Raw genomic sequence first — 15,008 nt, 5'->3', positions numbered from 1 at the left:
AGGCAAGCTCCCACAGCGGCTTCGTGGCCGGGGGGATTCGAAGCGAGCGGTGATTCCAGCGCTTTTCACCCCCGCGCGGCCAGCCAGTCGGCGATGATGCGCCAGGTATGGGCCGGGGCCTTGCTGCCGGCAAAGACGCCGGCATGACCGCCCGGCGCTTCCTCAAAGCGCTTTTCGCTACTGCCCACGACCTTGAGAATGTCCCGTGCCGCGCGCAGGGTGACGATACGATCACTGGTGCCGCCGATGGCCAGCAGATCCTGAGTGACATTGGCGAAGTCCACCTCATGGTCGGCCAGTTTGATACGACCGTCGGCCAGACTGTTGGCCAGAATCAGTTTCTCGATGACCTCTCTGACCACCGCGCCAGGGTAATCCACCATGTCGTTGAACCACTGCCCCATGGTCATGTATTCGGTGAGGTAGTCGCGGTCGGCGGAGTTGCGCCATAAATCCACGTAGGACTGCACCAGCCCCGGCGGATTGGTGAGCTTGAACCCCCAGGACAGCAGGTTGGCGGGAATGTGGAACAGCTTGCTGTCCAGCGGCTCCAGGCGCACCTGGAACCAGTCATGCACCTGCATGGCGGGGATCGCCGCGAGGCTGAAGACGGCGCCGAACGGACCGCTTTTGTGGAAGTTCACCGGGCTGGCTATGGTGGCCAGGCTGTGCACCGGCGCGCCTGGGTGACCGCCCAGGTACATCAGACTGAGCAGGCCGCCCATGCAGTAACCGAGCAGATTGATTTCCCCGGCGCCGGTATGGTCGCGCACCGCTTCCACCGCCGCCGGCAGCCAGTGATTAACGTAGGTGTTCAGGTCCAGCTCGCGGTCCGCCTTGGAGGGTTGGCCCCAGTCGATCAGATAGACGTCGTGGCCGCGCGCCATCAGGTAACGGACCATGGAGCGGTTCGGCATCAGATCGAAGGTCCAGCAGTGGATCCCCAGTGCCGGAACCAGCAGCAGCGGCCGGCGGTGCTTGTGCCGCTCCACTGGAATCATCTCGTCGCCGGCCGGAATGCGCGCCATCGGCGGCAGGCTGTAGTGACGAACCGACATGATGCCGTCCTGGTAAATGCGATCCCAGGGCGTTTTATCGGTTTGGATGAAACGGCGCGGGTGACGCCGGCGTTCCATCGCCAGGCCCAGGGCGCGGGCGCCGTTCTTCAGGGAGAAACGAGGTGACATGCAGGGCTCCAGACTGCCGGATCCAGTGGTGAAGGTCGCCACCGGCATTTGCCATTGGCGCTTTTCAGCGCTAAAACAAGGCGCTAAGCTTGCCGCGCCTTGACCATGGGAGCATTGGCCGCCGTGACAGATTCAGCCGTACCTTACACCCGAATGGACGTTTGCAAACGTTCCCTGGAAACCGTGCGCCACTCGCGCATGCTGGGCCTGGAAGTGCTCAGCGCGGAAGAGGAGGGCGTGCGACTGCGCCTGCCCTGGCGCGAGGATCTGGTGGGCAATCCGGACACCGGCGTGCTGCACGGCGGCGCTGTTTTTGCCCTGATGGACCATGCCGGCGGCATGGCCAACAGCTGCCGTCTGTACCCGGCGGTGGAAATCACCCCGACCATCGATTTGCGTATTGATCACCTGCACGCGCCAACGCCGGGTAAGGCGGTGATCTGCGACGCCACCTGCTATCGCCTCAGTGCCCATGTCACTTTCGTGCGCATGACCGCCTGGGAGGAAGGCGACGAGCAGGGCGAACCGGTGGCCACCGGTCAGGCCACCTACACACGTATGAAACTGGACAGAAGCGGGCGGGTGGCATCCTGATGAGCGACACATTGAAAGCATTGGTTCAGGCCTGCCGGGCCGGTGAAGCGGATTACCAGGATCTGATCGATCGGGTGCCTTACGCCCGTTTCCTCGGCATCCAGGTCCTGGCCCAGGGCGAGGAACTGACGTTCATTCTGCCCCGTAACGAAAACAACCTGGGCAACCCGACCCTGCCGGCATTGCACGGCGGTGCCGTGGCCGGGTTCATGGAACAGGCGGCGATCATCTTCATCTTGCTGCAGATGGGCGAGCCGCGGGTGCCGAAGACCATCGACTTCACCATCGACTATCTGCGGGCGGGGCTTTATCAGGACACCTTCGCCGAATGCCGGGTCACCCGTCTCGGCCGGCGCATCGCCAATGTGCACATCAGTGCCTGGCAAAAGAACCGGGAAGAGCCGATTACCATTGCTCGGGCCCACTTTCTTCTTTCCGATGAAAATGCTTGAGGATTCTTCCCTATCTCTTTGATAGGAAAGGGTAAAAGGCAATAAGTTAAAGTCATTTCTAGTTGTGATTTGGCGACATTTCCGGCGGCAGATTGTCATTGCCTGACATTGCCGCCGGTGTCCGGCCCGACTAGCTTGGTGAGAGCGTCCCAGCTGAGTAAAGCCACAAGGAGCCTCATCATGCGCATCAAGGAAATGGCATCCCCGCCGTCGGACATCACTTACTACGAAAGCTGGGATGGTCCCGGCAGTGACGATCTGGAGGAGCGGCTCACGCCCGCCCACGTCCAGGATGTGGTGGAAATCTTCCAGACCCCGCTCACCGGCCACTACAACTGGGACTACAGCAGTGCCGATGGTCGTATCCGCAAGCTCTACCGGCTCGGTAAGGAGCTCAACTGGAACGCGGACATGGATGTGGACTGGTCACGGAACTTCCCGAAATCGGAAGTACCGCTGGATCAGAAGCTGAACCCGTTCTACGACTGGGAACCGTTCGCCACGCTGCCGGACGAGGAAAAACTGCGCTTTGGCTGGCACAACCTGGCCTGGATGCTGGCTCAGTTCGTGCACGGAGAGCAGGGTGCCTTGCTGGTGGCCTCGCAACTGGCCAGCTGCGCGCCGACCTATGACGCCAAGCTCTACGCCGCCAGCCAGACCTTTGATGAAGCCCGGCATGTGGAGGTGTTCACCCGCTATCTGCAGGAAAAGATCGGTATTTTCTACCCGGTCAACAAGCACCTGAAATCCCTGCTCGACAAGATTTTGTCCGACCCGCGCTGGGATCTGAAATTCATCGGCATGCAGATCATCATCGAGGGGCTCGCCCTGGCCGCCTTCAACACCCTCAAACTTACCGCCCAGGACCCGCTGCTGAGGCAGATCATTCAACTGGTGGTGCGCGACGAGGCCCGCCACGTCACCTTTGGCGTCAACTACCTGGAAGACTTCGTGCAGACCCTCACCGAGCAGGAGAAGGAAGAACGGGCCCAGTTCGCCTACGAAGCCTGCGTGGTGATGCGCGAGCGGCTGATCGCGGTGGAGGTGTTCGAGGAGTTCGGCTGGGATGTGGAGCAGGCACGGGAGAAGGCGCTGGCATCGGCGTTGATGGCGCAGTTCCGCAATCTGCTGTTTACCCGCATCATCCCCAACCTCAAGCGTATTGGCCTGCTGACCGAGTCGGTAAGGCCCAAATTCGAGGCTCTGGGTATTCTTCAGTTCGAGAATCTGGTGGACGACGGTGAAGTGGACTGGGCGGAGCTGTCCCGGCCGCTTTACGACGAGGTTTCCTGAGATCGGCGCCGATTCGCTGGCGGCTCGGCTTCCCGTGGAAGAGGCCACGGAAAGCTGACTTACCAGCGAATCGCCACCTCATTCGTCACCCCCGGTTACCAAAGGAGCAATTCGGCTGACGCAAAGGGTGCTAACATAGCCGTTTTTCGGAGGACCCCATGCCCGCCGCGTCGCCTGCCGCCCGTTCCCCGGCATTCGTGCAAACCCTGCTGCTCGCCGCCGTCGGTGTCACCGCGTTAGGCCAGACCCTGGTATTTACCTTGCTGCCGTCACTGGGCCGTTCCACCGGGCTGGCGGAGATCCAGGTGGGGCTGATCATCAGTTGTTCCTCCCTGGCTTTTGCTTTGGCCAGTCCGATCTGGGGGTACCTAAGCGAGCTGTACGGGCGTCGGCCGGTATTGATCATAGGGCTGACCGGCTATGCGGTTGGCACCGTGTTTTTCGCCGTGGTGTTCCATCTCGGTCTGAAGGGCTGGCTCACTGGCGGTGCCCTGGTGGCTTGTCTGGTGGTGGCGCGGATGAGCCAGGCGGTGATCATGGCCGCCACGCCGCCCTCGGCGGCGGCTTACACCGCGGATATCACCGCCCCGGAAGCGCGTACCCGCGGCATGGGTCGAATCGGCGCGGCCAACAATCTGGGCACGGTGCTGGGACCGGGTATTGGCGGCCTGCTGGCCGCGCTGACGCTGATTCTGCCTCTCTACCTGGTCGCCGGCGTGGTGGCCTGCATGGCTCTGCTGATTTTTCTGTTGCTGCCGCCATCCCCTTATCGCACCCAGGCGCCGGACACGCGCGTGCGCAGTGTCATGGCCACGGGGCTGCGGGCTTACACCGACCCCCGTTTTCGTGATCTGCTGATCACCGGTGTGGTCCTGTTCATGAGCTTTGCACTGGTGCAGCAAACCCTGGGGTTTCTGTTTCAGGACGCGCTGCACATGTCGCCATCCGCCGCCGCCGGGGCCTTGGGCACGGCGATGATGGCGGCGGCGGTGACCTCGCTCACCGGGCAAATTCTGGTGGTGCAGTGGTTGCGCGCGCCAGCGCTGGTCCTGCTGGGTATGGCGGTACCGTTGATCGGTGCCGGTGCCCTGCTGTTATGGCTTTTCGACCAGCGTCTGGCGTTGACCGTGGCGGTGATGCTGGTGGGGCTGGGGATCGGTTTCGGCATGCCGGCGATCATGGCGCTGGCCAGCCTGCGCGTGGACAGTTCCGAGCAGGGCCGGGTGGCGGGGCTCGCCAGTGCCTGTCCTTCTCTCGGATTCATCATCGGCCCCTTGACCGGTACCGCGCTGTACAGCATCGATCACCGTTTCCCGTACATCATGGTGGCGGTATTGATGGTGCCGCTGGCGGTATTGGTGTGGCGGTTGCGGCGGCGGACGGAAATCTCGCCGAAGACGGACGTGTCCGGCGAAGACTGAATCGTAGCGATGGGGCGCGACGGGAACTCCGGCTGCGCGATGGCGCAACCGGAGCAGGGGACGGGCTTACTGCTTACTTAGTGTACGGCAGCAGAGTCAGTTCAACCCGGCGGTTCTGTTCACGTCCCTGGGCGGTGCCGTTATTGGCGATAGGTTGGGTCTCGCCGAAGCCCACCACGTCCAGGCGCACGGTCTCAACGCCGTAACTGCTCAACACATTGGCCACGGATTGGGCACGTTGCTGGGACAGCAGCAGATTGTAGCGTTCGCCGCCAGTGCTGTCGGTGTGACCGGCCACCTGGATCATGGTGGACTTGTACTCCTTGAGCACTTCACTGACGGATTCCAGCACCGGACGGAAGTTGCTCTTCACATCGGACTGGTCGGTGTCGAAGGTTACGTTGCCCGGCATGTTCAGGATGATGTTGTCACCGCTACGGGTCACCGATACGCCGGTGGCCTGCAGTTTGTCCCGCAGCTTCTTCTCCTGAACGTCCATGTAATAGCCCACGCCGCCACCGGCCACGGCGCCGATGCCCGCGCCGGCCAGCGCCCGTTCCTTGCGTTCCTTGGCATTGTCCGACGTGGCGATACCGATCAAAGCCCCGGCTACCGCGCCGATGGCGCCACCCGTGGCCGCCTTGCTGGTTTGTTTTTCGCCGGTGTAGGGGTTCACGGTGCTACACCCGACCAGAGTGATCGCGGCGGCAAGCATGGAACAACCGAGGATGCGTTTCATTGTGTCTCCTTGTTATCTCGAAATCTGGATCAGCCTGATCCAAGGTACTGTAATCGTGGGACTGTACCATAGTGTTCCGGTAAAAAGCGGTAAAGCCTAGCGGTTCCGGAATGAGGAATGGAACCGGCGGTGGCGGGTTTTGGCATGGCCGGCCAATGCAACGGTGACAGGGACCGATTACCATCGGAAACGAATCAGAACAGGGAATTCACTATGCGTCGTTGGAATGGGTGGGGGGACGAAGCCACGGAGTTTCCGTTGCGGCCTTCCGCCGTGCGTTTTTTGCGTCATCGCATCGGCAACGGGCGGCCATTGGTCGACGCCGATCTGGACCAGGTGATCGCGTCGGTACCGGAGAGTCGCCTGCCGGAACACCCGTTGGTGGACCGTTCCCCGGAGGCCCGTGTCCGCCATGCCCGGGGACAGAGCCTGGGGGACTGGCTGGCGATGCGTTCGGGACAATTCGGAGTCTTTCCGGACGGGGTGGCCCGGCCGACCGACAGTGACCAGGTGCGGCAACTACTGGACTGGGCGCTGGCGCGGGGCGCGGTGGTGATTCCCTATGGTGGTGGTACCTCGGTGGCCGGCCATATCAATCCGCCGGTGGACGACCGGCCGGTGTTGACCCTGAGCCTGGCTGCCATGGACCGGTTGTTACGGCTGGACCCGGAGAACCGCCTGGCGCGTTTTGGTGCCGGCACCCCGGGCCCGGCACTGGAAGCGCAATTACGTGAGCATGGATTCCGCCTCGGCCATTATCCCCAGTCCTGGGAGCTGTCCACGGTGGGCGGCTGGGTCGCGAGCCGTTCCAGTGGCCAGCAGTCCCTGTTGTATGGCCGCATTGAACAGTTGTTCGCCGGCGCCCGTGTCGAAACGCCTTCCGGCAGCTGGCGTTTGCCGACTATCCCGGCGTCTTCCGCCGGTCCGGATGCCCGCGAATGGCTGCTGGGCAGCGAAGGGCGGCTGGGTGTCATCACCGAGGTGGATGTGCGTATCAGCCCGCTGCCGGAATTCGAACAGTTTTACGTGGGCTTCGTGCCGGACTGGGAGCAGGCCCGGGAGTTGGCGCGCCGCCTTGCCCAGGACCGGCCATCGCTGTCCATGGCGCGTTTCTCCAACGCCGAGGAGACCCGCACCCAACTGCGCCTGGCGGCATCGCCGCTGGCACTCTCCGTACTCAACCGCTATTTGTCATTGCGCGGCTGCGGCAACGGACGCTGCATGGTGACCTTCGGCGCCAGCGGTGATACCGCGTTCTGCCGCGCCGCGGTGAAACGCGCTTCGGCTCTGGTGCGGGCACACGGCGGCGTGATGGTTGGCAAGAGTCTGGGCAAAAAATGGGAACACGCCCGCTTCCGCTCCCCGTATTTGCGCCACGGTCTGTGGGAGCATGGTTACGCGGTGGACACGTTGGAAACCTGCGTGGAATGGTCCAAGGTCGACGACACCGTGAGCGCCATGGAAAACGCCATTCACGCCCATGCTGGAGAAGGGGAGAAGGCTCTGGTGTTCACCCATCTGTCCCATCTCTATCCGCAGGGCTCCAGTATTTACACCACTTATGTGTTCCGCTGCTCGCCGGACTACGAGCAAACCCGGCGACGCTGGTGGGCGATGAAGGAGGCGGCCAGCGACGCGCTGGTGGCTCGCGGGGGCACCATCAGCCATCAGCACGGGGTGGGGCGTGATCACCGTGGCTGGTTGAGCGAGGAAAAAGGCACCCAAGGGCTGGCGGCATTGCGCGCGCTGGCCGCTCATTTCGATCCCTCCGGACAGCTCAATCCCGGCTGTCTGGTGGCGGAGGAAGACCGGCCATGACACTGGGACCACGACCGACGCTAACGTCCCTGAGCGAGCACAACTGGGATCTGATTGTTATCGGCGGCGGCATCACCGGCGCCGGCGTCCTGCTGGAAGCCGCGCGCCTGGGCTACCGGGCCCTGCTGCTGGAGCAGGCCGATTTCGCCTGGGGCACCTCGAGCCGATCCTCGAAAATGGTCCATGGTGGATTGCGTTACATTGCCCAGGGGCAGGTGCGGTTGACCCGTGATGCGTTGCGCGAGCGGGAGCGTTTGCTGCGTGAACTGCCGGGGCTGGTGGAAAGGGCCACCTACCTGTTCCCGCTGCGCAAGGGGCGTTTCCCCGGGCGCTGGCCGATGACCGCGTTGCTTGGCGTCTACGACTTCCTGGCCGGCATCCGTGACCGCGCCTTTCTGAGCAACGAGGAACTGTTGAAGCGAGTGCCGGGGCTGGATGACCAGGGACTCGGTGGCGCGCTCAGCTACACCGACGCGCTCACCGACGATTGCCGTCTGGTATTGCGAACCTTGCTGGAAGCCGCCCGCTATCAGGGGCGGGCGATGAATTACGCGCGCGTCACCGGTATCTCCCGTGGCGACGGTGACGCTGCCACGGCACCGTTGCGGGTGGCGGTGCGGGATCTGACCGATGACACCACGGCGACACTCACCGCCCACGCCGTTATCAATGCCACCGGCGCCTGGGCCGGACAGCTTGGTGGCGACGCGGAGCGGATCCGGCCGCTGCGGGGCAGCCATTTGTTCTTTTCCGCCGAGCGGCTGCCGGTACGGGACTGCCTCACCGTGCTGCATCCACGTGATCAGCGCCCGGTGTTCATTTTTCCCTGGGAAGGGGTGGTGTGTGTCGGCACCACCGATCTGGACCATCCGGAAGATCTGAACCGGGAACCGCGTGCCTCGGAGCAGGAAATGGATTATCTGCTGGAACTGCTCAACCAGCAGTTTCCGCGCGCCGGCCTCGGCGCCGGGGACGTACTGTCGTCCATGGCCGGAGTACGCCCGGTGATCCGCTCCAGCCGCGCCGGCAAGCCCTCCAGCGAAAAACGGGACCACGCGGTGTGGGAGCACGACGGCGTGATCTCGGTGAGCGGCGGCAAGCTCACCACATTCCGGTTGATTGCCCTGGACGCGCTGCTGGCGGCCGGCTTGCTGGACCGTACCGGCTGGCGCCGCGCCCGGCACAGTAATGTCCCGTTGTATGCACCGATTCCGGAGGCACCGGTTCAGGTGGATGAGTTCCTGCACGGCGATCAGGACGACGACGCCTTGCTGTCCTGGTGCCTGGAACACGAAGCCGTGGTGCATCTGGATGATCTGCTGCTACGCCGTACCCGCCTGGGGTTGCTGCGGCGCGATGGTGGTTTGTCGCTGCATGACCGCCTGCAGGGGCTGGCCGCCGACAAGCTGGGCTGGGACGCGGTGCGCTGGCAACAGGAGTGGCAACGTTACCGGCGTCTGCGCGATGAGTATTACGGCGTCCCGGGCAGGTTGGCGGAGGCGTCGTGAGCGCGCCACTGCTGCTGGCTCTCGACCAGGGCACGCAGAGCGCCCGGGCGCTGCTGTTCGATGCCCGTGGTCAGCTGGTGGCGAGGGCGCGGCAGCCGGTGGAGCCCTATTGGTCCGGGCCGCCCGGCGAGGCGGAACAGGATGCGGAGCATTTCTGGTGGGGCCTTGGCGAAGCCTGCCAGGCGCTGTGGCGTGCCCACCCGCAACTGAAAGAACGGGTGCAGGCGGTGGCGCTGACCACGCAACGGGCCTCTGTGGTATGCCTGGATCGGGAGTATCGGCCGTTACGGCCAGCGATAATCTGGCTGGACCGGCGCCGTGCCGCCGATTATCCGGAATTGCCCTGGTACTGGCGCTGGGGCGTCGCTTTGTTGGGGCAGGGCGGCACCTTGCGCCAGTTTCGTGGCAAGGCGGAGTGTAACTGGCTGGCCGAACGCGAGCCGGAGCTGTGGCGGCGCACAGAACATTTCGTGTTGCTGTCGGGGTTTCTGACCTGGAAGCTGTGCGGGGTGTTGAAGGACTGTACCGCCAGCCAGGTCGGCTACCTGCCATTCGATTACCGGCGCCGGCAATGGGCCCGGCCCGGCGACCTCAAATGGCAGGCTCTGCGGGTACGGCGTGAGCAATTGCCGGAATTGGTGCCGCCGGGGCAACCACTGGGCCGGATCAGCGCCGAGGCCGAAGCCCACACGGGCATCCCCGCCGGTCTGCCGCTGATTGCCTGTGGTGCCGACAAAGCCTGCGAAGTGCTCGGCTCCGGAGCGCTCAGCCCGGATATCGGCCATGTCAGCTACGGCACCACGGCTACTTTCAACACCAGCAATCGCCGTTACGTGGAACCGTACCCGTTCGTTCCCGCCTACGGCGCCGCGGCACCGGATTACTACACTTCGGAAATCATCGTGCAGCGCGGGTACTGGCTGGTGGAATGGTTCAAGCGCGAGTTCGCGGCGGAAGAAGTGCAGCGTGCCGAGCGCCAGGGTGTGGCGGCGGAGGCGTTGTTTGACGAATTGCTGGACCAGTCACCGCCGGGGGCGCTGGGGCTGATGCTGCAGCCGTTCTGGAATCCCGGTGTGCGTTTCCCGGGGCCGGAGGCCAAGGGTGCTATCCTCGGGTTCGGTGACGCCCATGACCGAACCCACCTGTACCGGGCCATCGTCGAAGGGATCGCCTACGCGCTCAAGGATGGCCAGGAGCGGCTGCAAAAACGCAATCGAAGCCCGGTGCGCGAGCTGCGTGTTTCCGGCGGCGGCTCGCAAAGTGACCGCATTTTGCAGATCACCGCCGACATCTTTGATTTACCGGTGGTGCGCCCCCATACCTTTGAGACTTCCGGGCTCGGCGCGGCCATCAATGCCGCCGTGGGGACCGGACTGTACCCGGATCACGAGCGGGCGGTGGCGGCGATGACCCACCCGGGACCGCGCTTCGAGCCCCGCGCCGGCCATCGTGACACCTATCAGCAGCTGTATCATCGGGTCTATCGGCGTATTTATCCCCGCCTGTCGGGGTTGTACCGGGAGATCCGGGCCATCACCGGCTATCCGGCGGACCTGTGAGCGGTCCGAGGCCGTTAACCGTTGATCCACCAAGGGAGAACACTATGCGCGTGACGGATCTGGCACGCCGTGCGGACACCACCACGGAAACCGTGCGTCACTACACTGATCTGGGATTACTGGCGCCGCGCCGTAATTCGCACAATGGCTACCGGGAGTACGGCGCCGAGGATTTGCGCCGGCTGCGCTTTGCCCTCAAGGCCCGCAGTCTCGGCTTTACGCTCAGTGATGTATCGGAGTTGATGTCCGCCAGCGGCGCCGGGCAGACGCCTTGCCCGCGGGTCCGTGATTTGATCGAAACCCGGCTCGGTGAGGTGGAAGAGCGCATCCAGGAATTGCAGGCGCTGAGTCAGCGTATGCGCCAGGCAATGGCGGCCTGGGAAAACACGCCGGATCGCCATTTAGCCGACGGCCGGGTATGCGGGCTGATTGATTCCTTTGAGCGGATCGAGGATCAGGCGGTGCCCGCCGCCTATGATCACGCCGGGAATATGGCGTCCTGATGCCTGGTGCCCGGTATTCCGCCCCTATGGGAAGCTTGCTTGCAAGCGAATATTGCCAAGCGCTTGAGAGAATCCCATTCGCTTGCAAGCAAGCTTCCCACAGCGGCTAAAGATCACCTGTTTTTCTTTTTCCGCTGTCAACTGTCCACTATCAACTGTCAACCGCCCTTACCCCGGCAGGGCGGAGCCATTGCCGTTGTCACCGTTGTTTTTTTCCTTCGCCGCTTCCTTGGCGTCGTCCTCGCGGATCAGACCAAACAGCGACCAGCCGGATTTCGGTTCAGGGCGGCTGTTGGCGCTGAAAACATGGATGCGATCACGGGTATCCACCGCGAACAGCGGCCATACCTGGCGATCTTCCACCTGCAGGTAGGCGGCGTAATCGAATTCGTCGGTGAGCCGCGTTTTGCGCACTTCGGCACCCTGACTGATCAGGCTGGCGAGCCGGGCGTAGGTGAGATCCTCGTCGAATAAAGTGCCGCCGCGATGTTGGGAGGCAATCTCGTGCTTTTCTTCCTTATCGCCGGACCAGGGCAGGCTGTAGACGTTGCGCTCGCCGAATTCCAATCGATAGCGCATGGTCGCCACCGCGTTCATTTCCCGCCGCGGGCTCATCGCCAGCAACTTGCCGTAGCCCACCAGATCCAGGTACTGGTCGGCGTGGCTGGAAACCGCGTTACCGTAGTAAGTGGCCAGGCCGGCCATCCGCGCCGCGCGGATGTTCTCCCAACTGGAATCGGTGACCATGGCCGGAAAGCCATTCTGATTGAGCGCCTTGCCGATGGCTCGCGCCACCGGGTTGGCACCGATGATGAGGAAGCCGCGCGGGGCCGGTTCCGCCACTTTCAGCAGGCGCGCCAGCGGCCGCGCGGTCAGACTCTGCAGCGCCACGGTGCCAATGATTACCGAGAACGTCAGCGGCACCAGCAACTCGGCGCCTTCCACGCCGTTACTTTCCAACCGCTCCGCGAACAGCGCGGAAACCGCCGCGGCGACAATGCCACGCGGCGCGATCCAGGCGAGCAGCGCTTTCTCCCGCCAGTTGAGTTTGCTGCCGAGAGTGGACACCCAGACCGACAACGGCCGGGCCACCAGCTGCACCACCAGCAACACCACCAGGGTGGCGCCGCCCAGTTGCGCCAACTGGGCCATGTCCAGGCGGGCGGCAAGGACGATGAACAGCACCGAAATCAGCATCACCGACAGATTCTCCTTGAAGTGGAGGATATCGTCGGTACGCACGCCCTTGAGGTTGGCCAGCACGATACCGGTGGCGGTGACCGCCACCAGCCCGGATTCCTCGCCAAGCCAGTTGGCCAGCACGAACTCGCCCACCACCACGGACAGCACCAGGAAGCTGCGCAGGTATTCCGGCACCAAGTGACGCTTGAGCAGGAAGGCCAGCATGAACGCCACCACGGAGCCGATCACCACGCCCAGCACCATGGACTGGGCGAACAACCACAGGCCGTGCAGCAGGGCACCCTGGCCGGTGGCCGCCACCAGCTCATAGGCCAATACCACCAGAACGGCGCCAAGCGGGTCGATGACGATGCCCTCCCAGCGCAGTAACCGCGACACACTGCTGACCGGCCGCACGCTGCGCAGCAGCGGAACGATAACGGTGGGGCCGGTGACCACCACCAAGGCTCCGAACAGCAGCGCCATATCCAGCGGCAGCTCGAGAAAGTACCAGGTGGCGGTGGTGACCACCGCCCAGGTGACCAGGGCCCCCCAGGTCACCAGTCGGCGTACGGTGCGCTCCAGACCGCGTATTTCATCGAATTTGAGGGTGAGCGCCCCTTCAAACAGGATGATCGATACCGCCAGGGACACGCTGGGCAGCAACAGATCCCCGAACATGGCTTGGGGATCAATCAGCCCGAGGCCGCCACCCAGCAGCAGACCGGACAACAGAAGCGGCAGAATCGCCGGCAGCTTGAGGCGCCAAGCGCCCCATTGGCACAGAAAGGCCACCACCACGATCAGGGCAAGCTGGATCGGAAGAGTCAGTTCCATGAACATCCTTTTACTGGCTTGGGGGTGCCCGGTGGCCCGGGGCATTTGCGCAAGTGTAGGGCCTGACCGGTCGTATCGGAACCGTCCACGACCACTGATTTTTCAATGGTTGGCGATTCCTCCATGACGGATCGGATGGATTCCGCCGCGAAGCTGGGGAAATGGTGCCGCCGGTGTTAGGGCCTGTTCATGCTATTTTCGTCCCGCCTGTTGCGGCTAAAACGTCACCAATCCAGGCGTGAGGAGAGAAGTTTGGTCGTTCCAAATGAACGACGAGTAACGTAGAGTGGTGACGTTTTAGCCGCAACCCGAAGGGCTGGAGCCCTTTTTACCTCCCGCGTCGTTGTCGGTTACTCATTTGGAATGACCAAACCGCGCGCCCTCCGCCTAGCTGGAGGCAAAAAGGGCATCCAGCAGACGGGATGAAAATAGCGTGAACAGGCCCTGATCTTGTGACCGCCCGGCCACGCTGGCCGGCGTCGCGCACCCCGCTTATGCCCTTGGCGAACCCCGTGAGACCCGGCGGGTGAGGGACGCCGTTCGCCAAAAAACGGAGCCTGTATGTCTGTGATTTCCCCCACGCGCCTGGCGATCATGCTGGGTAGCCTGGTGGCCCTCGGGCCGCTGGCCATCGACACCTATTTGCCGGCGTTGCCGACCATGGCCGATGACTTCGGCGTGGCGGTGCACGCGGTGGAGTTGTCGGTGAGTTTCTATGTGATCGGGGTGGCGCTGGGGCAATGGCTGGGCGGCCCGTTGTCCGATCACTTCGGGCGCAAGCCGGTGGCCTATGTGGGGTTGTTGGTGTTCTTCCTCGCCAGCCTCGCCATCGCCGTCACCGAGAGTGTGCGGATGCTCTATCTGCTGCGGGTGGTACAGGCCGTCGGTGGCGGCGCCACCGTGGTGATCTGTGCTGCTTCGGTGCGGGATCATTTTACCGGCCCGGATGCCGGCAGGGTGCTGACCACCATTGGCCTGGTGATGCTGATGGCGCCGTTGCTGGCGCCGGCCATCGGCGCCGCTTTGCTGAAGCAACTGGGCTGGCAGAGCATCTTCGTGTTCCTGGCGGCTTATGCGGTGGTGGCGGTGCTGGTGTTGCGGTTCGCACTGCCCACGGTGGTGCCGAAAGTGGATCCGGAGCCGTTGCGCCATCGCATGTTCGCGGCCTATGGCCGGGTGTTGCGGCAACGGGTGGCGATGGGGTTCATCCTTGCCAACAGTCTGGGCTTCTCCGCCATGTTCATCTTCATCACCGACGCGGCGTTCCTCTACATTGATTATTTCGGTATCGACGAAACCCGTTTCCCGATCTATTTCGGATGCAACATTCTCACCATGCTCAGCCTTAACCGGCTCAACGTATTGTTGCTGCGCCGCTATCGCGGTGCCGACATTCTCGGCGTGGCGCTGGTGATTCAGACGTTGTCGGCGCTGGCCCTGCTGGTGCTGACGCTGACCGGAACCCTGTCGCTGTGGAACACGGTGCCGTTGATCATGATGGTGGCGGGAATGGGCGCGCTGATCATCCCCAACGCCATCGCCAGTTTCCTCGCTTATTTCGACAGCGATTCCGGTGCCGCCACCGGCCTCAACGGCTGCCTGCAGTTTTTACTGGCGGGGCTGATCGGCACCGGACTGGGCATGATCCATGATGGCACCCCGCTGCCGATGACCGGACTGATGGCGGCCACGGCGCTGGCGGCATTGGGATGCTATTGGGGCCTGGCGCGGCGGAGTTGAGGGTCGCTGAACGCCAAGCATTTTCTACGAATGCCGCTGTGGGAGCTTGCCTGCAAGCGAATGGGCTCGCGGCTCAAAAGATTCGCTTGCAGGCAAGCTTGTATGTTGGCGTGGCAAGTCGATAGTAGGCAGAGAGACTTGTCGGGGTGGCGGGACCTAGGCAGCTTCTGACCCC

12 protein-coding genes are annotated in these 15,008 nt (G+C 63.4%); 9 read left to right on the top strand and 3 right to left on the bottom strand.

Features of this window, described 5'->3' with window-relative positions:
- Positions 1 to 65: 65 nt before the first annotated feature.
- On the bottom strand, positions 66 to 1,187 hold the full coding sequence (locus CRO06_RS19295) for an alpha/beta fold hydrolase (RefSeq protein WP_022995003.1): 1,122 nt from the start codon (positions 1,185 to 1,187) through the stop codon (positions 66 to 68).
- A 123-nt stretch (positions 1,188 to 1,310) separates the two neighbouring features.
- Here CRO06_RS19295 and CRO06_RS19290 point away from each other — a divergent pair, with 123 nt between their 5' ends.
- The 4 genes from CRO06_RS19290 to CRO06_RS19275 all read left to right on the top strand — a co-directional run bounded on the left by CRO06_RS19290 (position 1,311) and on the right by CRO06_RS19275 (position 4,947).
- The gene (locus CRO06_RS19290; RefSeq protein ID WP_035451564.1) at positions 1,311 to 1,781 is read left to right on the top strand and encodes a PaaI family thioesterase; all 471 of its coding nucleotides are present in this window, start codon (positions 1,311 to 1,313) and stop codon (positions 1,779 to 1,781) included.
- Positions 1,781 to 2,233 (top strand): PaaI family thioesterase, encoded by a 453-nt coding sequence (locus CRO06_RS19285; protein ID WP_014994689.1) that lies wholly within the window; start codon positions 1,781 to 1,783, stop codon positions 2,231 to 2,233. Before CRO06_RS19290 ends, CRO06_RS19285 begins: the two co-directional genes overlap by 1 nt.
- A gap of 180 nt (positions 2,234 to 2,413) precedes the next feature.
- Positions 2,414 to 3,526 (top strand): ferritin-like domain-containing protein, encoded by a 1,113-nt coding sequence (locus CRO06_RS19280; protein WP_014994688.1) that lies wholly within the window; start codon positions 2,414 to 2,416, stop codon positions 3,524 to 3,526.
- A gap of 158 nt (positions 3,527 to 3,684) precedes the next feature.
- Positions 3,685 to 4,947, top strand: coding sequence for an MFS transporter (locus CRO06_RS19275; protein WP_022995005.1), 1,263 nt, complete (start codon positions 3,685 to 3,687; stop codon positions 4,945 to 4,947).
- Positions 4,948 to 5,020: 73 nt separating this feature from the next.
- On the opposite strand, the gene CRO06_RS19270 is transcribed toward CRO06_RS19275, so the two are convergent.
- Positions 5,021 to 5,686, bottom strand: coding sequence for a YiaD family glycine zipper/OmpA-like lipoprotein (locus CRO06_RS19270; protein WP_097059178.1), 666 nt, complete (start codon positions 5,684 to 5,686; stop codon positions 5,021 to 5,023).
- A 213-nt stretch (positions 5,687 to 5,899) separates the two neighbouring features.
- Between CRO06_RS19270 and CRO06_RS19265 the strand changes: the two genes are divergently transcribed.
- Genes CRO06_RS19265 through CRO06_RS19250 form a run of 4 tightly spaced genes read left to right on the top strand, consistent with a single transcriptional unit; the run spans position 5,900 to position 11,074 of the window.
- On the top strand, positions 5,900 to 7,504 hold the full coding sequence (locus tag CRO06_RS19265) for an FAD-binding oxidoreductase (protein ID WP_097059184.1): 1,605 nt from the start codon (positions 5,900 to 5,902) through the stop codon (positions 7,502 to 7,504).
- Complete coding sequence (locus CRO06_RS19260) at positions 7,501 to 9,012, top strand: glycerol-3-phosphate dehydrogenase/oxidase (RefSeq protein ID WP_026949860.1); 1,512 nt, start codon at positions 7,501 to 7,503, stop codon at positions 9,010 to 9,012. The genes CRO06_RS19265 and CRO06_RS19260 overlap by 4 nt, the downstream gene beginning before the upstream one ends.
- Positions 9,009 to 10,571 (top strand): FGGY-family carbohydrate kinase, encoded by a 1,563-nt coding sequence (locus CRO06_RS19255; protein ID WP_097059177.1) that lies wholly within the window; start codon positions 9,009 to 9,011, stop codon positions 10,569 to 10,571. Before CRO06_RS19260 ends, CRO06_RS19255 begins: the two co-directional genes overlap by 4 nt.
- A 44-nt stretch (positions 10,572 to 10,615) precedes the next feature.
- A complete protein-coding gene (locus CRO06_RS19250; RefSeq protein WP_097059176.1) occupies positions 10,616 to 11,074 on the top strand; it encodes a MerR family DNA-binding protein in 459 nt (152 codons plus the stop codon).
- A 168-nt stretch (positions 11,075 to 11,242) separates the two neighbouring features.
- On the opposite strand, the gene CRO06_RS19245 is transcribed toward CRO06_RS19250, so the two are convergent.
- Entirely contained in the window at positions 11,243 to 13,093 is a 1,851-nt protein-coding gene (locus tag CRO06_RS19245; RefSeq protein ID WP_097059175.1) for a cation:proton antiporter, read from the bottom strand.
- Positions 13,094 to 13,654: 561 nt separating this feature from the next.
- On the opposite strand from CRO06_RS19245, the gene CRO06_RS19240 reads away from it, so the two are divergent.
- Positions 13,655 to 14,833 carry a multidrug effflux MFS transporter gene (locus tag CRO06_RS19240; protein WP_022995012.1) on the top strand — a complete coding sequence of 393 codons (1,179 nt, stop codon included), beginning with the start codon at positions 13,655 to 13,657 and terminating at the stop codon, positions 14,831 to 14,833.
- Positions 14,834 to 15,008 lie beyond the last annotated feature (175 nt).

Origin of the sequence: Alloalcanivorax xenomutans (genome assembly GCF_900217905.1) — a bacterium.
Lineage (GTDB): Bacteria > Pseudomonadota > Gammaproteobacteria > Pseudomonadales > Alcanivoracaceae > Alloalcanivorax > Alloalcanivorax xenomutans.
This window is presented reverse-complemented; position numbering and strand designations above follow the sequence as displayed.